Raw genomic sequence first — 20539 nt, 5'->3', positions numbered from 1 at the left:
GAGTCTATGATCCATATAGCTCTCATTGTTCTATCGCTCGGTGTCGTTCTGAATCTAAAACTGACCCTTTATCTGCTTCGCCTGGTAAGAAAAGCACCAGTAGGTCGGGCTGCGTCATTTCTTCTGCCGGTAGGTGAGAGGTTGCCTACGGTGCGCGCGCAAGCACTGGTTACAGGAGATGATGTTTCCATTGCGCCTGCTGAGGAGGCGATCGTTCTACTCTTTCTGTTCAGCAAGTGTCCGAAGTGCGGCGATACGCTCCCGGAGATCGATCGCCTGCTGCACTCATCGCGTGGATTCGGTTTAGGTATGTGGCTGGTCAGCGAGGAGCCGGCATGGCGGCTCAAGAGATTCCTGCGGGGGACTGACGTAGCATCGATCACGCTCCGTGTTAGTCGCAAGGACTACAAGGCGTTGAATCCAACGTGGGCGTCTCCCAGCTATCTTTTCGTCAACCACCTGGGCGAGGTGGAAGCGGCTGGAAATATCGGCGACGAGAACTGGCTCAGCTTTTGCTCCCAGATAGATGAAATGAACGAGGTCCGAGCGGGAGCCGTGTGATCACCGATCCGAAATGGATGGACAATCCGCATCTGCAGCGTCTGGCTATCTTGAAGCCGTTTGCTGGGCGTCTTGCCTTCGGCTTGTTTTTCATGGTGCTGACGGTGTCAGCGCAACTGGCTTACCCGAAGGTGCTATCCAGCTTCATCGATAATATCGCTGCCGGTAAAAGCGGTGACTGGTACAGCACGCTGGCTGTGATCATGCTGTGTGTTCTGGTAGTGCATGCCATTGCAACGGCGTTGCGCTACTACCTTCTCGAATCCACGGGGCACATGATAGTCACGCGGATACGGCGCCTGCTCTTTGCTGCGCTCATCAATCAAGGTGTCCCCTTCTATGACAAACACAATGTCGGAGAATTGACCAACCGCTTGAGCTCGGATGTGGAAATACTGCACGGCACATTGACGATGGGGGCTGCGATCTCGCTACGCTCCTTTTGCGTCCTCGCGGGAGGGGGTGTGATGATGCTCTATACCTCTCCTGCATTGAGTCTGATCCTTGCGGTTTTCATGCCCGTCGGGATCTACCTCGGGAAAAGAGCAGGCAAGAGCTATCGCGTACGCGCAAAGGAAGTTCAGGACGGCTTGGCAGACTGCGGGAAGGTGGCATACGAGCACTTCTCGAACATCCGACTCGTGCATGCTTTCAATCAGCAAAGGGTTGCCAAGAAGCGCTATGCGGATGCAACCGGAAATGCACTTTCTGTTCTAGTGTCGAGCACCCGATTGATTGCGGTTTTTCGCGGCATGATTTCCTTCCTGACTTATCTTGCTCTGCTGGTCACCTTGTGGTGGGGAGCCCGGTTGATTAGTGATGAGCAGCTCACTATTGGTGAGCTGGCTGCTTTTCTTTTGTATGCAGTTATGGTCACCGAGTCCGCCAACGCCATCAGTGATTTTTGGACCTCGTGGATGCGCACCATCGGTGCGACGGAGCGGATCTTCGAGATCATTCAGGCCGGAACACATGGAGAATGGAATGCATCTCAGGTCGCTAAGCTTACAGGGAGTGTGGAGTTCAGCCGTCTCGTTTTCGCATACCCGGAACGGCCGGATACCCCGGCCCTCAAAGGCATCAGCTTTTCAATAGTCGCTGGTGAGAAAGTAGCGCTGGTCGGCGCTTCTGGGGCCGGAAAATCGACGGTGGCCAATATGATTCTTGGCTTCTATGCACCGGACGAAGGTAGAATCTTGTTCGATGGTGTTGATGCCCGCTATTTGGATGTTCAGGACATCAGAGAAAGTATCGCAATCGTCGAACAGGAACCTTCGCTTTTCTCGGGAAGTATTTTTGAGAATATTGCTTTTGCTGTAAGCGAACGAGACGTTGGCTTGGCTGAGGTGAGGAATGCGGCTCGATTGGCGAACGCACATGAATTCATCAGCCGATTCAAGGATGGCTACGAAACTATCGTGGGCGAGCGCGGCGTCCAACTATCTGGTGGGCAGAAGCAGCGTATCGCGATCGCCCGCGCGCTATTGCGAGACCCAAGGATACTGATACTCGATGAAGCGACTAGCGCATTGGATTCGGCTTCAGAGCAGCAAGTGCAGGAAGCATTGAAGCTCCTGATGAGGGGGCGGACAACGATCATAATTGCTCACCGTTATTCCACAATTACCAATGCTGATCGTGTTCTTGTCATGAACCATGGTCGCCTGGTTCAAGAAGGTAGGCACGCAGATCTGATCAATGATCGCGAGGGACTGTACTTTTCGTTGATGCATAATCAATTGCGGCAGCACGGATCCGTGGTTTGATGCGGCGTTCGCGGTTGCAGCGCTCGGCCCAGTCGTCGGCGATGTGGTGGCGCGCAGCCATGCCGCCGAGCTGGCCGGCCACACCCTGCCAGTGGTGGGACAGGCGATCTTCGACGGGGTGGCGGCCGTGCGCGAGCTCTTGAATCAGGTGCAAGCGCAGCGGCTGGGGCAGGGCCCTCGTCCGCGATCCGGCGTGGGTGAGGAACGGGGTAAGTCTGCTGCGGGGCTCGCGCCCTTGGCGGTGTGCAACTGGCTCGCTCCCAGTGCTGCCGCGTTGGGCGTCTCGGCCGTTGGGGCATTCCAGGCCGGTGGACGGGAGCGCCTGCACTGATCACGGCTAGCTTCGCTGCCGATAAGGGTTGTTGGCCTCCGCTTGGCCAATCGCGTCTCGGAGATCCCCGGGAGACAGTTCGCGGCCTCGCGCTGCCTTGTGACGCGATTGGCGCGGATTTATTGGGAGCAGCCGGATTTGAAGGCCATATATAAGCTCTTAACCGATTTTTGGCGTATTAAGGCTCTTTTATGAACTCTTGACGAGATCGCTGTAAGGGCTTATATATAGGTCCGTGTGCGAACTATGGCGTTTAAAAGCTCACATATGAGCCCTTTCGCGACGAATGCGGCCACCATTGAAGGCTCCCTGCGTGCGCTCGGCGCCCGTGTGGCCAAGCTGCGGCTGAGTCGAAATCTGACCCAGGCGAACGTGGCGCGGGAAGCCGGCGCCTCCGTCAGCAGCGTCAAGCGTCTGGAGGCAGGCGAAAACACGTCGCTGGAGACGCTCCTGCGGGTACTTGGCGTGCTTGGGCTCGAGCAGCGTCTGCTCGAATCCCTGCCCGACCCCGCGGTGCGACCCGTCGAGCGCGTCCGGCATGGAGGCCGGGAGCGACAGCGTGCGCGGCAAGCGCCGGAGATCGTGCCCAAGTCGACGGACTGGGCGTGGGGTGAGGAGGACGCGTGACCGACGCCACGGTACGGCTCTGGGGGAGTGACATCGGAGCGGTGAGCTGGCTGGACGATCGCCAGCTGGCGGTCTTCCAGTACATGCCGGACTTCGTGGAAAGCGGCATCCAATTGGCGCCGATCACGATGCCGCTGGCTCCAGAACCCTATGAATTCCCGGCCTTGCCAAGGGACGCCTTCACGGGGTTGCCGGGCCTGCTTGCCGACTCGCTGCCCGACAAGTTCGGCAATGCGCTGATCGATGCCTGGCTGGTGGCGCAGGGCCGCTCCGCCGGCAGCTTCAGCCCGGTCGAGCGCCTGTGCTACATCGGTACGCGCGGCATGGGGGCGCTCGAGTTCCATCCGGCGCTGGCGCGCGGGGCGAGCCGTTCGCGCAAGGTCGAGATCGATGCGCTGGCGCGGCTGGCGAACGACGTGCTCAATCACCGTCAGCGGCTCGCCGGCATGTTGCGCGGCGAGGGCGATCACGAGGCGCTGGAGGACATCCTGCGCGTGGGGACGTCGGCAGGCGGCGCGCGGGCGAAGGCAGTGCTGGCCTGGAATGCGCAGACCGGGGAATTCCGGTCGGGCCAGGTCAATGCCGGGGAAGGCTTCGGCTATTGGCTCCTGAAGTTCGACGGCATTGCCAACAATCGCGACAAGGAGCTGGCAGATCCGCAGGGCTTCGGCCTGATCGAGTACGGGTTTCATCTGCTCGCAGTCGCGGCCGGGGTCGACATGACCGAATGCCGGGTCCATCACGAGGGCGGGCGGTCGCACTTCATGACCCGGCGCTTCGATCGCGACGCGAACGGACGCAAGCTGCACATGCAGTCGCTCGCTGCGATGCGGCATTTCGACTTCAATGCCGCAGGCGCCTACTCCTACGAGCAGGCGGTGGAGACGATTCGCCGCCTGGAGCTCCCGAGGCTGGATATCGAACAGCAGTTCCGCCGTGCGGTGCTGAACGTGCTGATCCGCAATCAGGACGATCACGTCAAGAACATCGCCTTTCTCATGAACCGCAAGGGCGAGTGGCGGCTGTCACCGGCATTCGACGTGAGCTACGCCTACAACCCCCAGGGAACCTGGACCCACCAGCACCAAATGAGCCTCAATGGCAAGCAGGACCATTTCGAACTCGCCGATCTGGTCGAGTTCGGTGCCTTCTGCGGAATGAAGCCAGGGAAGGCCCGGGGCATCGTCGACGAGATCCGCGCACAGGTCGGTAGCTGGATGACCTTCGCAGCAGAGGCCGGCGTTCCGGAGCGGATGGCGGCGAAGATCGATCGTGCCCTACGCAGGGAGATCGGGGCTTAGCGCTGTTCGAGTCCCGCTTTCGCGAGGTCTACGCGCGGTCGCGCGAGCGCGGCGACGTCCACATCGCGACCCGCGCGCGGAAAACGGGCTCCCCGGCGGGGTCGCAGACCTCGACATCGACGGGTACCTCGTACCCCCGCTCGCGAACTTCCACCTCGCAGGCCGGCAGGGCGACCGCGTGCATGGTGCCGGCCGCCTTCTTCAGGTACTCGACCGTCATGCCCTTGGGAATCCAGCGCATGGCCCTTGGCGTGGTGGCCTCCATCATCACGCCGGCGGCGAGCTCGGCGAGATTGCACAGGGCGATCGCGTGCACGGTACCGAGATGGTTGTGGACCCGTCGACGGTCGCGGATCTCGATCTCGCAGCGTCCGTGCTCGACCACCAGAAATCGTGGGCCGATGGTCGCGAAGTACGGCGCACGCCAGCACACGGCGCGTGCGAACAGCCAACGGCCGAGCGGCCAGCGTGTCAGCCGCGCGAAGGTGGAAGCGAGCCGCGAATGCGCGCCGGCTGCCGATTCCGCCGCGGCTCGGGGCAACTCGTGGGAATGCGTGCCTTGACTGGTCATTTGCACCGCCCTGGAGGTCAACGAGAGAGTGGCTGCCGACGATCTTCCGCCCTCATCATGCTGGATGCGCGAACCGTTCACCGGCGAGTCCGCCGTTCGTCCCGAAGCATCGCATCGGCCGCCTGCAGTCCCGACCAGACGGCCGGCGCGACGCCGTAGCCCGGGAACGTCGTCTGCCCCGCCAGGTACAGGCCCTCGATGCCGGCGCGGTGCGGGAACAGCCGGTGCGGCAGAACGCCGGGCGCGATGCCGTACAGCGCGCCTTCGTAAAGGTGGCACTGCCGCATGAACTCGACGGGGCCGATCGCGCGCGCAGTCTCCACGGACAGTGCCGGCAGCCGGTGCTGCAGGGCCTCGACGTCGTCTCGTCGGTTTTGGAGGAGGGCGCCAAGGCGCTGTACCTGTTCCCGACCAAGGCGCTGGCACAGGACCAGATGGCCGACCTGCTGGAACTCACCGCGGCCGGCGCGCTGGGCCGCGCGCGGCGACCTTCGACGGTGAAGCTGCGCCGGGTCGGGCAACACAACGCGCAGGACCTGCGCAGTCTGTGCCTGCTGCTGGGGCACTTCGCTGAGTAGCGCCGGCCGACGACGCAAGGCATCTACACATAGAAATAGGATTCGGTTGCAAGAATCGACGTTGCTCGTACTCTGATTAGGATCGGAAGGAGCCAGGACATGGGTGAGCTGTACCTTTCCCGCGATGAGCGCGATGCCATTGATGCCATCGACCCCCGAGATTTGGACGCACGGATCGAGCAGTGCTTACACAGAGGCTACATGACCGCGGTGCGCGCGCTCCCGCTCGGCAGGTGCGGTCTTTACGTCATTACGCGACTTCAAGCTTACGAGAATGCGGTTGCGGATTATGCCAAGGCGAAAGCGCCCAAGAAACGCGCTGACACGGAATCTCGCGCGCGGCGCGCCGGGAGCGATCTGGCCTTTGCGGTCCGGCAGATGAAGGACCGCCTGGAAACGGAACGACGGGAAGAGCAGCTCTTCTACATCGACGATCTGATCCCGCCACCGCATCGTTTCAGCGAGCGTTTGACCGTGTCCGTCAGCTATCGCTGGCGACCGACGGTCGAGGCCGAATGGGTCCACGGCCGCATCACCTTCTCCCATGACGCCGACCTGCGGCCGGACTACATAGAGCCACGGCCAAAGCGCAAGCCGAGCGCCGCCAAGCTGGAGCGGGAGCGACAGGACAAGCTGTACGGCATCTGGGACCACTTGAAGCAGCTGTCGCTCTGGTCGGTGCGAGATTTTTTCAAGCAGGGCGGGAACGCGGCCGAGATCCCGCAATCGTTCCAGGTCAGAACCGATTCCTACTCTCGAGATCTGAACAATCACAGTGCCAAGTTCTGGCTATGAGCACCCCGCTTTTGTCCAGTGGCATATCAAGGCTTGACGGCATGCTTTTGTATCGTCCACTGACCGCCAGCGTACGAAAGGCGAACGTCCCCGCATTCCTCGCGGTCCGAGTCCGGTACGACGGGCGCGATCCTGTCCGAATAGTCGCGTACCGATGACCGCAGAGGCTGCGAGGTGAAGAGCAGTGATACCTGACTTGCCTTGTCACCAAGCTCGGTCATGAACTGTGCAAATACTTTCGACGGCCGTGATGTCGCTTTCACCTCGTGCGAAAGCAGCAGGTAGCTATCGCTCTCGTCGATCGGGAAGTCAGCCGCCTGCAGTACGTGATAGAAGTACTTGTTGTGCCCGCCATGGTGCGCGACCTGCACGACATTCAATGGCACCCGTAGCGCATCGATCAGATCCGGATAGAACACTGCGGTGCTGGGGCGGGCATCCAGAGGCGCGAAATCCACGAAGCCGGTGTCTCCGGACACCAGGATCCCTTGCTCCTTGTGGTGAAACACTATTGCGTAGCTCAATTCGTTCTGCGGCGTAATCTTCTCCACCGGCATGCGGCTTGCCAGCGCGAACTGGACGTAATCGCCCACCGGCAGCCTGTCCCAGTACTTGGCGATCAGGCCGTCGGACGGGCCGAGGAGGGTCATGGTCAGCCGTTCGGCGTCCAGAGCGGCAGTGGAAACGAACCTGCGCTTGACCGCGTCCCAGACGAAGTACGAAGGCTGGCCGTCATCGACCGATTCGTATCGCATGGATACGTCCTTCGCCACCAAAGCCTCGACCACCTTCTTGAGGCTGCTTGCGGTCAACGCATCTTTGGCGATGCTGCGCTCGATGTAGGCGAGGCTTCTCGCCTGATGCGCACCTGCGGTCATCCATGAGCTGGTCAAGAAGCGGGCATCGCCTTCGTACTCTTCATAGTCCAGGATCTGCCCTATGTCTACCGGCAGGCGGACATCCGTGCAGGCGTGGTCGGCTGTTTCGCCAAGCGCCAAAGCGCATGATGCGAGGGCGCTCCCGAAGAACTTATCGGCAGCTTCAGCATGCAGTGGCTCCTGCCTGTCGACGCGCGAGATGCTGGAGCGAAACGCGAAGTCGGATGCGGTGAGCCTGCTGTCGCCAGCTTCAATCGACCTCCGAATGTGCGAAACGTCTTGAAGCACGTCGGCCTTGTGCTGGAGATACCGATGCAGCGCCTCGTCGCCATCCTCTCCCGCGAACTGGACTCCCAGCAGATTCCCGCCCCTGGGTCGGTCCCAGTCTGCCGCCCGTGGGTTGGCGTCGTTGGCGATCGGCGGTAGCCATGCTTCGCCAATTTCATAGCTCCGGATCACAGGAACCATGCGATTGAGGTGGTCCATGTCGTAGTGCGTGCCGATCAGCAGATCGATGCGCGGGGGCTGCTCTGGATCGTCAATCGGCAGCACTTCCTTGAGTTTGTTGAGGACGTGATCGCTGTCGTAGCCACTCTTGCTGGTGCCGGCATCCGCCAGCACCCTGACAGTTCTGCCGTCAACGCCGAACTGGAGAAGGAGTGCAGCTCCGAGCTGCACCTCGAACATGTCGACCTGGATGTCCATATTGCCTCCAGCAGAATGCCGGCGTTCGGTCCGGCAAGGAATCGCCTCGGAAGATCGGCGGCGGAGCGCCATCGCGAAGCCTACCGGAAATCCTCTGACACGAAATGATAGTTGCGCTTTGGTTGACGAGGCGCCCCGGTACAGCTCCACGACTTGCTCAGGGTCGCGACCCGTTTCCGTTGCAGAGCGGCGTCCATGTCTGGCGCAAGGGTCATGCTGCCGGGGCACAGGCATCATGCCGTCGGACTTTGCAAACGCAGTCGGCGAACGTTGCTGGCGGCTGTAGGAAAATTCCGAAGCGACTCGGCGTGACGCCGTCGGGCTAACGGGCTGCGTCCCGCGCCTCTTGGGAGTCGCGGCCATACGGCGTTGATCCCTTCCGCCTCCGGTCCTGGCGGACCTGCGCGCTTGGCCAAGGCGGATATCGGGGTCAGGTTCACTTCTCAGCGGCAATTCGACCCATTGCCGGCGATCAGTGGTGCCGGGCGCTGAGGTGCGGATCAACGCTCCTGGAACCGCAGTTGCGCGTCGCGGTCGTTCTCGAATGCATTGGCGGCGGTGAATGACGCCTTCGCGGCGTCGTAGCCCGCGTAGTCCATGCTGGCGGTGAAGGCCTGAGCACGCTCGAACATGCGGATGACCGGATCGATCTGGCGCGTCCGACTGAAGGCCTTCAATGTGGTGATGTAGTCATCCCGGTACACGGTGGGAATGATGGTGCGGCACTCGTTGGCTGCGGTCAGTTCGGCATTCATCATCGCGCGCGACAGTCGGCCATTGCCGTCATCAAAAGGGTGGACTTCGGAAACGGCAACCTGCATGAAGATCGCCCGTGCCAGCGCGTGTGGCAGGGCGCGGTAGAGTGCGAACGCCTCGATCAGAGTGCCGGCGACGAGCGCGGGTTCGACGAAGGCCGAGTTGCCAGCGCGATTGCGGTGGAGCTTGAACTCGCCCGGGTGCTTGTCCGTGCGGTGCTGCAGGATCTGCCAGTGGCGCGTCCGCAACAGATCGATGAAGGCGTCCGGCGAATCCGGCGTCCTCGACATCTCGAAAGTGTCGGCCAGCAACCGATAGGTGTTGAGGATGTCGTGGCTGTCGTCGCGGCGCTGGGGCAGGCGCAGGCCGTCGAACACCACCTCCCGCGCCTCGTCGACGTCGAACTCGGTGCCCTCGATGAAGTTCGAAAAGTACGCTTCCATGAATGCGAAGGTATGCAGTATCTGCGGATTGCCGCGCAGGTCGGGCGTGGCCCGGAAATCCGGCGTGCGCACTTCGCGCAGCGCCAAAGCCAGTGATTCGAGCAGGCGCAGTCGGTCGAGGTCGAAGGGCTGGGCGTTGGCGCGCCGCAGGGCTTCCGGATCGGAAACCATATCGTCGGGCTGTGTACCGAGCAGGGCGCCGATGAGCGCGTCCAGGCGCTGCGCCTCGCGCTCCAGTCCCAGTTGTGGCGCCAGCGCCCGGGCTTCGTCCCGCAACTGGTTGAGCTGCGACGGGCCGCGCGTGACCAGCATGTCGGCCAACCTGCGCTCCAGCTGCACCGGCGGGATGGTCTTGCGCTGGTCCGCGGCGCCGCGCGCGGGCATCAAGTTCTCGAGCAGGTAGCGGGCCTGGCCGGCGACGTGGAAGCCCTTGAACGGGATGTCGCCCGGCAGCGGGCCGGCGCCGGGCAGCAGGTGGATGACCAGGCCCGGCAATATCAGGTTGCGCGCCTTGCCGACGGCACCGGAGACGAAGAGATGTGGTTGGAGGGCGGCGCCGATCTCGATGGCGCTGCGGTGCGAGACCACGCTGCCGGGGAACAGGTGGTCGACGAGCTCCAGCCGGTTACGCTGCACGATGACCTCCAGGCCATCCTGCAGGTTGGTCGTGTACAGCCCGCGGGCGATCCGGCGCATGCGGCCGGCCGCCACCTCGCGCTGGTAGCGCTTGCTGGAGGAGGCGTCCACAAACACGACTTCAGGCGGGCGGGTGACGGCCATAATCGGGGATCAAGAGGACAAAACCGTCCACAAGAGTGGACTAACGGCTGGAAAATGTCCACAATTTGGGATTAATAGCCGGCCACGGCGCTTGGGCAGCTTGCCTTGCCGCCGCCGCCGCTGGCCTCTTGCCATGGCGATGCCTTGCGGCGTTTTCGCGGGAGACATCATGACGGGTATCAGGGTCAGGCTCACTTTTCAGCCGCAGTTCGACCCATTTGCCGGCGACCAGCGAGAATAGCGGCCTGTCCGTCCTCGCCCGTCCGCTCCGCCATGATCGCTTCCGGCCAGCCGCTGCCAGGTCCATTGCCCGACCCGGCCGCCCTGCGCCTGTCCGTCGCCCCCATGATGGACTGGACCGACACCCACTGCCGGGTGTTCCACCGGCTGCTGGCGCCGCATGCGCGGCTGTACACCGAGATGGTGCACGCCAACGCGGTGATCCACGGCGACCGGTCGCGGCTGCTGGCGATGGATCCGGTGGAGCATCCGGTGGCGCTGCAGCTGGGCGGCAGCGAGCCGGCGCTGCTGGCGCAGGCGGCGGCGATCGGAGCCGCGCACGGCTTCGACGAGATCAACCTCAACTGCGGCTGCCCGTCGGACCGGGTGCAGGCGGGGCGCTTCGGCGCCTGCCTGATGCGCGAGCCGGCCCTGGTCGCCGACAGCGTGGCGGCGATGATCGCGGCGCTGGCGCACGCGCCGCGCGCGGTGCCGGTGACGGTGAAGTGCCGGCTGGGGGTCGACGATGACCACGACTACGGGCGCTTCCGCGGCTTCGTCGACACGGTGGCCGCGGCCGGCTGCCGCATCTTCGTGGTGCACGCGCGCAACGCCTGGCTCCAGGGGTTGAGCCCGAAGGAGAACCGCGAGGTGCCGCCGCTGCGCTACGACTGGGCCTGGCGGCTCAAGCGCGAGCGCCCGGAGCTGCGCGTGATCGTCAACGGCGGCATCGCCCACGCCGGCGAGGCGCGCGCCCACCTCGACCATGCCGACGGCGCCATGCTCGGCCGCGCCGCCTACCACGATCCCTACCTGCTGCACTGCCTGGACCGCGCCTGGTTCGATGGCGCCGACCCGCTGCCGCGCACGGACCTGCTGCGCGCGTTGCGCCCCTACGCCGAGGCGCAGCTGGCGCGCGGGGTGGCGCTCAAGCACATCACCCGCCACGTGCTCGGCCTGTTCAACCACCAGCCGGGTGGGCGCCGCTTCCGCCAGATCCTCAGCGAGGGCGCGCACCGGCCCGGCGCCGACTGGGGGGTGGTGGAAACGGCGCTGGCCGCCACCGCCGGGCCGCGGTGCGCCGCCGCGTGATTACCCGCGATCCGGATGCATTCCTTCGCTTCGCGCGCGGCTGCGCGCCGGACTTCGGCGCCGCCACGGCGAAGGCGGCGTTTCTGGTGGCGCCGGAGGGGTTCGCCCGCGCCGAGCAGTCGGCCGCCGACAACCGCTACATGGCCGGTGCCGGGGCCTTCGACGCCGGCCGCGCCATGGCCCAGCACCGCGCCCTGCAGCGGGCGATGGCGGACATCCTGCCCACGGTCTGCTTCCCCGGCGATCCGCGCGCGCCGGACGGGCTGTTCCCCAACAACGCGTTCGCCACGGTGCCGGGGCGGCTGCTGGTCGGGCGCATGCGCCACCCGGTGCGTCAGCGCGAAGCCGCCCGCGCCGACATCCGTGGCTTCTTCGCCGATACGCTCGGCTATGCGATCCACGACCTCTCCGGCCAGCCGCACCCGTGCGAGCTGACCGGCGCGGTGGTGATCGACCGCGCCCGCGGCCTCGGCTTCTGCGGCCTGTCCGAGCGCTGCGACGCCGAAGGCGCCGCGCTGATGCACCACGCGTTCGGGCTGCGCGCCACCCTGGTCTTCGAGCTCGCGCAGGGCGAGTACCACACCAACGTGGTGCTGGCGGTGCTGGCCGGGCGCGCCGCGCTGCTGTGCGCCGACGGCTTCGCCGATCCCGGCGCCGTCGCGGCGATCGCGACCCTGTACGCCCCGCATGTGGCGATGCTGGGGCCGGGGGAACGCGGCGGGTTCGCCGGCAACGCCATCGCCCTCTCGGAGGACACGGTGTGGATGAGCCAAGCGGGCGGGGCCGCGCTGGCGCCGGCCAACCGGGCCGCCCTGGCCCAGGCAGGGTTCCAGTTGCGGGCGGTGCCGCTGGACGCCATCGAGGCCGGTGGCGGCTCGCTGCGCTGCTGCATTGCAGAAATCTACTGAACAGGCATCATCGGGAGGTCGCGGCTGAACCGCGTCCCATCGGTCCCGGAAAAGTTAAGGACGGATTCACCGCGGAATTTCAACAATCTGCTCCCGGACCGCGCTCCGGACGCCCATTCATCCCAATGCCGGGACAAAATTCCATGCCTGTCCGCCGTTTCCTCCTGCTGCTCCCGCTCCTGGCTGCCGTCTCGGCGCTGGCGCTGGATGCGCAGGCCCAGGACCGCCGCGAGCGTGCCGCCGAGCGTGCTGCCGGACCTCCGCCCGCGGCCGCCTCGGTCGCCCGCGAGGCGGCGCCCGCGGCGCACCCGCGTCTGCGCACCACGCAGCCGCGCCTGCGCAATCAGGATGCGATGGCCGACTCCATCCGCCATATCCGCAGCTCGACCTCCGGGCGGGTGCTCAGCGCCGAGCGCATGCACTCCAACGGCCGCGAAATCAACCGGATCAAGGTGGTCGACGATCGCGGTCGGGTCCGCGTCTACGAGGACGACCCCCAGCAGCGCCGTCGGCGCTCACGTCGCGACGACGATTGAGTTCAGATACTTGAACGCACCGGCCTGACGGCCCCGATCCGGAGCACACCATGCGAATCCTGCTGGTCGAAGACGAGGCCCCCCTGCGCGAGACGCTTGCCGCGCGCCTGAAGCGCGAAGGCTTTGCCGTGGACGCCGCGCAGGACGGCGAAGAAGGCCTCTACATGGGCCGCGAGGTGCCCTTCGACGTGGGCATTATCGACCTGGGCCTGCCGAAGATGTCGGGCATGGAGCTGATCAAGGCCCTGCGCGACGAGGGCAAGCAGTTCCCGGTGCTGATCCTCACCGCGCGCTCGAGCTGGCAGGACAAGGTCGACGGCCTCAAGCAGGGCGCCGACGACTACCTGGTCAAGCCGTTCCACGTCGAGGAACTGCTGGCGCGTATCAACGCGCTGGTGCGCCGCGCCGCCGGCTGGAGCAAGCCGACGCTGGAATGCGGCGCGGTGATCCTGGACCTGGCTGCGCAGACCGTCAGCGTCAACGGCCAGAACGTCGATCTGACCAGCTACGAGTACAAGGTGCTCGAATACCTGATGATGCATGCCGGCGAGCTGGTCTCGAAGGCGGATCTGACCGAGCACATCTACCAGCAGGACTTCGACCGCGACTCCAACGTGCTGGAGGTCTTCATCGGCCGCCTGCGCAAGAAGCTCGATCCGGACGGCACGCTCAAGCCGATCGAGACGGTACGCGGCCGCGGCTACCGCTTCGCGATTCCGCGGAGCGGTGAGCACTGAGGCGGGCAGGCCGCTGAGCGTGGGGTCCACCTGCCCCGCTCGGCGGCGAGGCCCCCGCCTGCGTTCCGTCGCGCCCCTGGCGCGCCCGCGCTAGCCTGTGGCGATGGCCGCCGATCAGCGACGACGCGAACTGCCCTGGCAACCACGCTCGCTGCAGGCGCGGCAGCTGCTGGCCGCCAGTCTCGGGCTGATCGCGTTCCTGGCCCTGGCCGGGTACGCCCTCGACCGCGCCTTCGTCGAGGTCGCAAGCGAGGGCCAGCGCGACCGCCTGCGCGGATTCGCCTACGCCTACGCCGGGGTGGTGGAGTTCGATCGAGACGAGGCGCTGATCCCGCCCGAGTTCCCGCCCGACGAGCGCTTCAACCGCCCGGGAACCGGCCTGTACGCCGCTGTGGTGACCGCCGCAGGGCAATGGCACTCGGCCTCCGCGCAGGGGCCGAGGCTCCCCGAGCTGGCGATGCTCGAGGGCGGCGAGGAGCGCTTCGACGGACCCCTGCCGATCAGCGACAGCGCCGGCGCGCCGGGCGAGGTGATCCGGTACGGCATGGGTTTCGTGCTGGTGCGCAGCGCCGGCGAGCTTCCCTACACCGTCTACATCATGGAGGACGCCGGCAGCCTGCCGCAGCAGGTCCAGGTGTTCCGCCAGGCGCTCTGGCGCTACCTCGGCGTGGCCGGGCTGATCCTGCTGCTGCTGCAGACGGTGGTGCTGCGCTGGAGCCTGTGGCCGCTGCGCCACGTGATCCACGAACTCAAGCGGGTGCAGCGCGGCCAGGCCAACCGCATGGGCGAGCTGCACCCGCGCGAGCTGCAGCCGCTGACCGACAGCATCAACGCGCTGATCGAGAGCGAGCGCCAGAACCTCGAGCACCAGCGCAACACCATGTCGGACCTGGCGCACAGCCTGAAGACGCCGCTGGCGGTGCTGCGCACGCGATTGGACGCCAACCCCGACGGCGCCGAACTGCGCGACGAGGTCGAGGCCCAGCTGCGGCGCATGAACGACCTGGTCGGCTACCAGCTCGGGCGCGCCGCCTCCGGCGGACACAAGCTGTTCGCCGCGCCGGTCGAGATCGAGCCGCATGCCGAGCAGATCGTCCAGGGCCTGGAGAAGATCTACGCCAGCAAGGGCGTGATCTGCGAGTTCGACATCGATCCGCAGGCGCGCTTCCACGGCGAGCCGGGCGACCTGCAGGAACTGCTGGGCAACCTGCTGGAGAACGCGTTCAAGTGGGCGCGCTCGCGGGTGCTGTTGACGGTCAAGCCGGGCGAATCGGCGCTCAACCGCCGGCCCGGGCTGATCCTGGCGGTCGACGACAACGGCCCGGGGATCGCCGCGGAGCGCATCGCGTACGTGCTGCAGCGCGGCGTGCGTGGCGACGAGCGCGTCCAGGGCCACGGCATCGGCCTGGCGATCGTGCAGGACCTCGTTCACAGCTATCGCGGTGAACTCCAGGTCTCGCAGTCGGAGGAGCTGGGCGGCGCACGCTTCGTGGTCACCTTGCCGGCGGGGCTGTAAGGGACGGGTGGCCGCGCATTTCCCGTAGGAGCGGCCCATGGCCGCGAAGGGCGCGGGAGTCTCCGATGGGCGTGGCGGCGATTGCGGGCATTGCCGCCCGCGCCGGCCTTCGCGTGCATGGCACGCTCCTACGGGTGTCGCCGTCGGCGGGAGCGGTTACGTCGTGAACGGTGAGGGGCCGTAGAAGCGGGCCAGGTGGCCGGCGACGTCGGGCATCGCCTCCTGCAATCGCTTCGGATCGCTGAAGTGGTATTCGCTGCAGACGGCGAAGAATTCCTCCGGCGCTTCCGCCGCGTAAGGGTCCAGCGCGGGCTCGCCGCCGCGCTCGACCACGGCGACGAAGCGGTCGTAGCTGTCCTGGAAGTCGCGTGCCCACTGCCGCTGCCAGGCGCGCGGCAGCGGCGGAGTGCCGTCGAGCAGGCCGTCGAGCGCATCGATCTTGTGCGCCATTTCGTGCACCGCCACGCAGAACCCGGCATCGGGCTGCGCCAGATCGGCTTCCACGTCGGCCCACGACAGGATCAGCGGACCGGTCTCCCAGGCCTCGCCGATGAGCTCGTCGTCCCACTGGTGCAGCACTCCGGCAGCGTCGACGTGGGTGCGGTTCACCCGGAACGCGTCCGGGTAGACGATCAGCTGCGACCAGCCGCGCATGCCCTCGGCGCCGAACTCCAGCAGCGGCAGGCAGCACAGCGTGGCCAGGATGGCGGCGCGGCGTTCGTCCAGCCGCAGGTCGCCAACCGCAGTGAGGGTCTTCTCGTGGAGGAAGCGCGCAGCCAGCGCCTGCAGCCGCTGGTCGCGGGTGGGGTCCAGCTGCGCCGCCCAGGGTACCGCCGTGCGCACGTCGCGCCACAGGGCGGGGTCGATCGGAGCGGGGTCGCGCCGCAGGCGCCTGATCAGGCCGCGCACGCGCGCCGGGATCAGCGGAACATGCCAGGCAGGAAGCTGTGCCAGCGCGGGGCGCGGACGCTGTTGTCGGTATTGCCGCCGGGTGCTGCGGCGCGCTCGCCGGCGGCCGCCGGCGTGCCGCGGCGGTCGCCGTTGCGGTTGCCGGCTTCGGCGGCTTCCTTCTCCGCCGCAGTGGGGCAGGGGCCGTCGCCGTTCGGACTCGCCTGCCGGACCTCCCGGGCCATCAGCGGCAGGCTGGTGGAGCAGAGCAGCAGCAACAGCGCGATTCGGACGATCATGGCGGCGGCCTGTCTGGGAGCGGCAACGCTTAACGACGCACTATAGCGCGCTTGTGCGGTCGGCGCAGCGTCGGGCATGCTGCAACGCGGCAACCGCGTCGCCAGGGCCGCCTCGCGGATAATCCCGGATTCCCCTGGCCTGCCGGACCGCCGCTCCCCCGGATGACTCCAGAACGCGCCCTGCTCGAACGACTGCTCGCCGGCCCGGTGTCCGGGGACGCGCTGGCGCGCGCCAGCGGCCAGACCCGGGCGGCGGTGTGGAAGCGCATCGAGGCCCTGCGCGCGGCGGGGGTGGCGATCGAGGCGCGGCGCGGGCGCGGCTATGCGCTGGCGCAGCCGCTGGAGCTGCTCGATCCCGAGCGGATTCGCGCCGCGCTGCCCGAGGACGTCGGCGCTGCGGTCGTCGCGCTGGAGGTCGCCTGGTCGCTGGACTCGACCAGTTCCGAGTTGCTGCGCCGGGACACGCCGCAGGGCGGCGTCGCGGTGCTGATGGCGGAACGGCAGAGCGATGGCCGCGGGCGCCGCGGCCGCGGCTGGGCGTCGCCACTGGTGGCCAACCTCTACCTGTCGCTGTCGCGGCGCTTCGCCGGCGGCCTGGCGCGGCTCGGCGGGCTCGGCGTGGTGGCCGGCGTAGCGGCGGCCGAGGCCTTGCACGAGCTCGGCGCCGGCGCCGTGCGCCTCAAGTGGCCCAACGACCTGGTGGTGGTGGATGCCGACGGGCGCCTGCACAAGCTGGGCGGCCTGCTGGTGGAGGGCAGCGGCGAACACGCCGGCCCCGCGCGCGCGGTGCTCGGGCTGGGCTTGAACCTGCGGATGCCGTCCGCCGCGGCCGCGGCGATCGACCAGCCATGGACCGATCTGGGTACGGTCCTGGGCAGGGTGGCATCGCGCAACCTGGTGGCCGCGCGGCTCGTCGCCGCGCTGGTGCCGGCGCTGGCGCTGTTCGACCGCGAGGGCCTGGCGCCGTTCCTGCCGCGCTTCGCGGCGCTCGACGCGCTGGCCGGACGCCCGGTGCGGGTGGAGATCGCGGGCGCCGGCCACGACGGCATCGCCCTCGGGGCGGCCGCCGACGGCGCCCTGCGGGTGCGCACCGGCGACCGCGAGCGCACCTTCCACGCCGGCGAGGTGAGCGTGCGCGCCGGGGCCGGGCGATGACCGCCTGGCTGTTCGACCTCGGCAACACCCGGCTCAAGTTCGCGCCGCTGCATCCGGACGGCAGCCTCGGCGAGGTGATGGCCGTGGCCCACGACGGCACCCGGTTCGATGCCGGCTGGGAACAGCGCCTGCCCGCCCGTTGCGAGGCCTGCAGCCTGTCCAGCGTGGCGGCGCCGGCGCTGCGGGGGGCATTGCTGGAGGCGCTGGCATCGCGCTGCGGCCGGGTGTCGATCGCCTCCACCCTGGCGCGCTGCGACGGCGTGACCATCGCCTATGCCGATCCGCGCCGCCTCGGCGTCGACCGCTTTCTCGCGCTGCTGGCCGCCCATGCCCGCGGCAACGGCCCGAGCCTGGTGGTGGGCGTCGGCACCGCGCTCACCGTCGACCTGGTCGATGCGCAGGGCCGCCATCGCGGCGGTCGCATCGCACCCTCGCCTGCGCTGATGCGCCAGGCGCTGCACGCGCGCACGGCGCAACTGCCGGCCGACGGCGGCAGCTATGCCGAGTTCGCCGCCGACACCGCCGATGCGCTGGTCTCGGGCTGCGAGGGCGCCGCGCTGGCGCTGGTCGAGCGCAGCCGGGAGGCGGCGCACGCATTGCTGGGAGCGCGGCCGCACCTGCTGCTGCATGGCGGCGGCGCACCGGCGCTCGCCGCGCGCCTGGACGGCGCCGAGCCGGCGCCCTCGCTGGTGCTCGAGGGCCTGGCGCGCTGGGCGCGGATGGAGCGGATTTTCGCTTGAGCGCTGCGCAGCGCTGCGATGGCGGACGCGGCGCGTCCCCGCCGCGCCCGCTTACAATCGTCCGATGCTCCTGCGTGCGCTGATCGTCCTGTTGCTGGCCTTGAACCTCGGGGTCGCCCTGTGGTGGGCGCTGCGGCCCCCGGCCGCGGCCCCTGGCGTGCCCGACCCGCCGCCGGGAGTGCCGCGCCTGCAGCTGGTGGAGGAGGCCTCGCCCGAGGCGCGCGCCACAGCAGCCGGCGTTGCCGCCGCCGAGCCGCAGGCGCCGCTTGCCGATGCCGATGGCGATCCCGCTGCCGACGCCGATGCCGATGCCGATGCCCGCAACGCTGGGCGCGACCCAGCCGATGCCGACTCGCCGTCAGGACGGTCCGCAGAGGGACGCGCCGAAGGGGCCGACCCCAGCGCCTCAGTACCGGCGCGCTGCCTGTCGCTGGGCCCGTTCGACCAGGCGGCGTCGCTTGCCGCGGCCCGCGAAGCCCTGCAGCCGCGAGCGCTGCACCTGCGGGAGCGCGAGGTGGTGTCCGCGCCGCGCGGCTGGCGGGTGATGCTGCCGCCGCACGCCGACCGCGCCGCAGCGCAGGCGACGGCGCAAAAGCTCGGTGCCGCCGGTTTCGACGACCACTTCATCCTGGCCGAGGGCGCCGAGGCCAATGCCATCGCCCTGGGCCGCTTCAGCGGCGAGGCGGCGGCCCGGCGCCATGTCGCCGCGCTGCGGGCCGCCGGGTTCGCGGCGCAGGCCGACCCGCTGGGCGAGACCAGTGTCCGTCACTGGCTGGATCTCGCCGTGGGCGACGGCTTCGACGCCGACGCCGCGCGTACCGCCGCCGGTGCGCAGCGCGCCGAAGCCCTCGATTGCGCGCAGTTGCGCTGAAGCCGCGGCCGGCGCGCGCTAGAATGCGCGCCTCCCGGGGTTTCCGGGCCATCCACGCCGGCATAGCTCAGCTGGTAGAGCAACCGCCTTGTAAGCGGTAGGTCATCCGTTCGATCCGGATTGCCGGCACCATCCCAACGGACGACGACGATGCCGCGGAACCATCCACCCGTTTCGATCATTGGCGTGCCCACCGACGTCGGCGCCGGGCACCAGGGCGCGCGGATGGGGCCCGAAGCGCTGCGCATCGCCGGCCTGGTCGGCGCGCTGCAGGCGAGGGGGGTCGACGTGATCGACCGCGGCAACGTCGACGGGCCGCGCAATCCCTGGCAGCCGCCGGTCGAGGGCTATCGCCACCTCGACGAGGTGGTCGCCTGGAACCGCGCGCTGCTGGAGGCCTCCGCCGCCGAGCTGCGCGCCGGGCGCATGCCGGTGGTGCTGGGCGGCGACCACAGCCTGGCGATGGGCTCGATCATGGCGGTGGCCAACCACTGCCGCGAGCAGGGCCGCAAGCTGCGGGTGCTGTGGCTGGATGCGCACTCGGACTTCAACACCAGCCGGGTCACGCCCTCGGGCAACATCCACGGCATGCCGGTGGCCTGCCTGTGCGGGATCGGTCCCGCGGCGTTGACCGGGCTCGGGGGGCACGCGCCGGCGATCGTCCCGCAGCAGGTGAAGCAGATCGGCATCCGCTCCGTGGACCAGGACGAGAAGCGCCTGGTCAAGGAGCATGGCCTGGACATCTACGACATGCGCTTCATCGACGAAGTCGGGATGAAGCGGGTGATGGAGCAGGCGCTGGACGGCCTCGACGACGATACCCACGTGCACGTCAGCTTCGACGTGGACTTTCTCGACCCCGCCATCGCCCCCGGCACCGGCACCACCGTGCCCGGTGGGGTGAACTACCGCGAAGCGCAGCTGGTGATGGAGATGATCGCCGATACCGGAAGGATGGGTTCGCTCGACGTGGTGGAGGTGAGCCCGGCGCTGGACGATCGCAACGTCACCGCCGAACTGGCGGTCGACCTGGTGGAAAGCCTGTTCGGCAAGTCGACGCTGATGCGCGACTGAGGGGCGGGCCACGCCGCGGCCGTGCAAACCTGAACAGGAACGTCGCGGGCGAGGCGGTGCGCCGGCGAAACGACGCATCGTTCACGCCCGCATGCGGTTTCATGGCCGCACGGGTCGCCGGCAAGGGACGCGACCACCGAGCGCCCCACATCCCGTCACAGGAGAATCCCATGAAGCGTTTGACTGCCCTGCTGCTGCTCGCCCTGTTCTCGGCCGGCACCCTGACCGCGTGCAACACGGTCGAGGGTGCGGGCAAGGACGTGCAGAAGGTCGGATCGAAGATGGAAGAAGCCGCGGAAGATACCGGCGGTACCGATCCGAACTGAGCCACGGCAACGCTCAGCGCCCTCCGCGATCGCGCGGAGCGGCCGTTGCGAAAAGGCCGGCGCATGCGCCGGCCTTTTCTTTTTTC

General features: G+C 67.3%; 22 protein-coding genes and 1 tRNA gene. 17 read left to right on the top strand and 6 right to left on the bottom strand.

From position 1 onward, the window contains the following. Positions 1–6 precede the first annotated feature (6 nt). From H0E84_RS03355 to H0E84_RS03340, 4 genes are all read left to right on the top strand, one after another. A complete protein-coding gene (locus H0E84_RS03355) occupies positions 7–561 on the top strand; it encodes a hypothetical protein (RefSeq protein WP_180677206.1) in 555 nt (184 codons plus the stop codon). Next, positions 558–2327 (top strand): ABC transporter ATP-binding protein, encoded by a 1770-nt coding sequence (locus tag H0E84_RS03350; RefSeq protein ID WP_219339563.1) that lies wholly within the window; start codon positions 558–560, stop codon positions 2325–2327. Before H0E84_RS03355 ends, H0E84_RS03350 begins: the two co-directional genes overlap by 4 nt. Before the next feature lie 598 nt (positions 2328–2925). Beyond that, a complete protein-coding gene (locus H0E84_RS03345; protein WP_180677205.1) occupies positions 2926–3285 on the top strand; it encodes a helix-turn-helix transcriptional regulator in 360 nt (119 codons plus the stop codon). Beyond that, on the top strand, positions 3282–4586 hold the full coding sequence (locus tag H0E84_RS03340) for a HipA domain-containing protein (RefSeq protein WP_180677204.1): 1305 nt from the start codon (positions 3282–3284) through the stop codon (positions 4584–4586). Before H0E84_RS03345 ends, H0E84_RS03340 begins: the two co-directional genes overlap by 4 nt. Before the next feature lie 28 nt (positions 4587–4614). On the opposite strand, the gene H0E84_RS03335 is transcribed toward H0E84_RS03340, so the two are convergent. Beyond that, on the bottom strand, positions 4615–5061 hold the full coding sequence (locus tag H0E84_RS03335; RefSeq protein WP_425600456.1) for a hotdog fold domain-containing protein: 447 nt from the start codon (positions 5059–5061) through the stop codon (positions 4615–4617). 173 nt (positions 5062–5234) lie between these two features. Continuing rightward, positions 5235–5480 carry a hypothetical protein gene (locus H0E84_RS03330; protein WP_180677203.1) on the bottom strand — a complete coding sequence of 82 codons (246 nt, stop codon included), beginning with the start codon at positions 5478–5480 and terminating at the stop codon, positions 5235–5237. A gap of 18 nt (positions 5481–5498) precedes the next feature. Between H0E84_RS03330 and H0E84_RS03325 the strand changes: the two genes are divergently transcribed. Then, positions 5499–5735, top strand: a complete 237-nt coding sequence (locus H0E84_RS03325; RefSeq protein ID WP_180677202.1) for a hypothetical protein — start codon at positions 5499–5501, stop codon at positions 5733–5735. Positions 5736–5834: 99 nt separating this feature from the next. Beyond that, positions 5835–6530, top strand: coding sequence for a hypothetical protein (locus H0E84_RS03320; protein WP_180677201.1), 696 nt, complete (start codon positions 5835–5837; stop codon positions 6528–6530). Between the two features lie 26 nt (positions 6531–6556). Here the strand turns inward: H0E84_RS03320 and H0E84_RS03315 are convergent, their stop codons facing one another. After that, entirely contained in the window at positions 6557–8113 is a 1557-nt protein-coding gene (locus H0E84_RS03315; RefSeq protein WP_180677200.1) for a ComEC/Rec2 family competence protein, read from the bottom strand. Positions 8114–8613: 500 nt separating this feature from the next. Beyond that, the gene (locus H0E84_RS03310; RefSeq protein ID WP_180677199.1) at positions 8614–10092 is read right to left on the bottom strand and encodes a Fic family protein; all 1479 of its coding nucleotides are present in this window, start codon (positions 10090–10092) and stop codon (positions 8614–8616) included. 273 nt (positions 10093–10365) lie between these two features. Between H0E84_RS03310 and dusA the strand changes: the two genes are divergently transcribed. The 5 genes from dusA to H0E84_RS03285 all read left to right on the top strand — a co-directional run bounded on the left by dusA (position 10366) and on the right by H0E84_RS03285 (position 15100). After that, positions 10366–11403, top strand: a complete 1038-nt coding sequence (gene dusA / locus H0E84_RS03305; protein ID WP_180677198.1) for a tRNA dihydrouridine(20/20a) synthase DusA — start codon at positions 10366–10368, stop codon at positions 11401–11403. Beyond that, positions 11400–12311, top strand: a complete 912-nt coding sequence (locus H0E84_RS03300; protein WP_180677197.1) for an arginine deiminase-related protein — start codon at positions 11400–11402, stop codon at positions 12309–12311. Before dusA ends, H0E84_RS03300 begins: the two co-directional genes overlap by 4 nt. A 143-nt stretch (positions 12312–12454) precedes the next feature. Continuing rightward, positions 12455–12847 carry a hypothetical protein gene (locus H0E84_RS03295; protein ID WP_180677196.1) on the top strand — a complete coding sequence of 131 codons (393 nt, stop codon included), beginning with the start codon at positions 12455–12457 and terminating at the stop codon, positions 12845–12847. Between the two features lie 50 nt (positions 12848–12897). Continuing rightward, a complete protein-coding gene (locus tag H0E84_RS03290; RefSeq protein WP_180677195.1) occupies positions 12898–13584 on the top strand; it encodes a response regulator transcription factor in 687 nt (228 codons plus the stop codon). A 103-nt stretch (positions 13585–13687) separates the two neighbouring features. Next, the gene (locus H0E84_RS03285; protein ID WP_180677194.1) at positions 13688–15100 is read left to right on the top strand and encodes an ATP-binding protein; all 1413 of its coding nucleotides are present in this window, start codon (positions 13688–13690) and stop codon (positions 15098–15100) included. A gap of 156 nt (positions 15101–15256) precedes the next feature. On the opposite strand, the gene H0E84_RS03280 is transcribed toward H0E84_RS03285, so the two are convergent. Next, the gene (locus H0E84_RS03280; RefSeq protein WP_180677217.1) at positions 15257–16054 is read right to left on the bottom strand and encodes a M90 family metallopeptidase; all 798 of its coding nucleotides are present in this window, start codon (positions 16052–16054) and stop codon (positions 15257–15259) included. Then, entirely contained in the window at positions 16021–16287 is a 267-nt protein-coding gene (locus H0E84_RS03275) for a hypothetical protein (protein ID WP_180677193.1), read from the bottom strand. The genes H0E84_RS03280 and H0E84_RS03275 overlap by 34 nt, the downstream gene beginning before the upstream one ends. Positions 16288–16449: 162 nt before the next feature. On the opposite strand from H0E84_RS03275, the gene birA reads away from it, so the two are divergent. From birA to H0E84_RS03245, 6 genes are all read left to right on the top strand, one after another. Beyond that, positions 16450–17442: a bifunctional biotin--[acetyl-CoA-carboxylase] ligase/biotin operon repressor BirA gene (gene birA / locus H0E84_RS03270; RefSeq protein ID WP_180677192.1), complete on the top strand. Its 993-nt coding sequence runs from the start codon at positions 16450–16452 to the stop codon at positions 17440–17442. Continuing rightward, positions 17439–18182, top strand: coding sequence for a type III pantothenate kinase (locus tag H0E84_RS03265; protein ID WP_180677191.1), 744 nt, complete (start codon positions 17439–17441; stop codon positions 18180–18182). The genes birA and H0E84_RS03265 overlap by 4 nt, the downstream gene beginning before the upstream one ends. 64 nt (positions 18183–18246) lie before the next feature. Beyond that, positions 18247–19053, top strand: a complete 807-nt coding sequence (locus H0E84_RS03260) for an SPOR domain-containing protein (protein WP_180677190.1) — start codon at positions 18247–18249, stop codon at positions 19051–19053. 56 nt (positions 19054–19109) lie between these two features. Further along, a tRNA-Thr gene (locus H0E84_RS03255) sits at positions 19110–19185 on the top strand. 18 nt (positions 19186–19203) lie between these two features. Continuing rightward, a complete protein-coding gene (gene rocF, locus H0E84_RS03250) occupies positions 19204–20127 on the top strand; it encodes an arginase (RefSeq protein WP_180677189.1) in 924 nt (307 codons plus the stop codon). Between the two features lie 170 nt (positions 20128–20297). After that, positions 20298–20453, top strand: coding sequence for an entericidin A/B family lipoprotein (locus H0E84_RS03245; RefSeq protein ID WP_180677188.1), 156 nt, complete (start codon positions 20298–20300; stop codon positions 20451–20453). Positions 20454–20539: the final 86 nt, after the last annotated feature.

The organism is Luteimonas salinisoli, assembly GCF_013425525.1.
Lineage (GTDB): Bacteria > Pseudomonadota > Gammaproteobacteria > Xanthomonadales > Xanthomonadaceae > Luteimonas > Luteimonas salinisoli.
Note: the sequence above shows the minus strand (reverse complement) of the source record. Positions and strands in the feature narration are given on the sequence as shown.

Bases quoted from the DNA above. Each gene is read 5' to 3' on its own strand.
- H0E84_RS03355 (WP_180677206.1), top strand. From the start codon at position 7: ATGATCCATATAGCTCTCATTGTTCTATCGCTCGGTGTCGTTCTGAAT.
- H0E84_RS03345 (WP_180677205.1), top strand. From the start codon at position 2,926: ATGAGCCCTTTCGCGACGAATGCGGCCACCATTGAAGGCTCCCTGCGT.
- H0E84_RS03320 (WP_180677201.1), top strand. From the start codon at position 5,835: ATGGGTGAGCTGTACCTTTCCCGCGATGAGCGCGATGCCATTGATGCC.
- H0E84_RS03315 (WP_180677200.1), bottom strand. From the start codon at position 8,113: ATGGACATCCAGGTCGACATGTTCGAGGTGCAGCTCGGAGCTGCACTC.
- H0E84_RS03310 (WP_180677199.1), bottom strand. From the start codon at position 10,092: ATGGCCGTCACCCGCCCGCCTGAAGTCGTGTTTGTGGACGCCTCCTCC.
- dusA (WP_180677198.1), top strand. From the start codon at position 10,366: ATGATCGCTTCCGGCCAGCCGCTGCCAGGTCCATTGCCCGACCCGGCC.
- H0E84_RS03295 (WP_180677196.1), top strand. From the start codon at position 12,455: ATGCCTGTCCGCCGTTTCCTCCTGCTGCTCCCGCTCCTGGCTGCCGTC.
- H0E84_RS03290 (WP_180677195.1), top strand. From the start codon at position 12,898: ATGCGAATCCTGCTGGTCGAAGACGAGGCCCCCCTGCGCGAGACGCTT.
- H0E84_RS03285 (WP_180677194.1), top strand. From the start codon at position 13,688: ATGGCCGCCGATCAGCGACGACGCGAACTGCCCTGGCAACCACGCTCG.
- H0E84_RS03275 (WP_180677193.1), bottom strand. From the start codon at position 16,287: ATGATCGTCCGAATCGCGCTGTTGCTGCTGCTCTGCTCCACCAGCCTG.
- birA (WP_180677192.1), top strand. From the start codon at position 16,450: ATGACTCCAGAACGCGCCCTGCTCGAACGACTGCTCGCCGGCCCGGTG.
- H0E84_RS03265 (WP_180677191.1), top strand. From the start codon at position 17,439: ATGACCGCCTGGCTGTTCGACCTCGGCAACACCCGGCTCAAGTTCGCG.
- H0E84_RS03260 (WP_180677190.1), top strand. From the start codon at position 18,247: ATGCTCCTGCGTGCGCTGATCGTCCTGTTGCTGGCCTTGAACCTCGGG.
- rocF (WP_180677189.1), top strand. From the start codon at position 19,204: ATGCCGCGGAACCATCCACCCGTTTCGATCATTGGCGTGCCCACCGAC.
- H0E84_RS03245 (WP_180677188.1), top strand. From the start codon at position 20,298: ATGAAGCGTTTGACTGCCCTGCTGCTGCTCGCCCTGTTCTCGGCCGGC.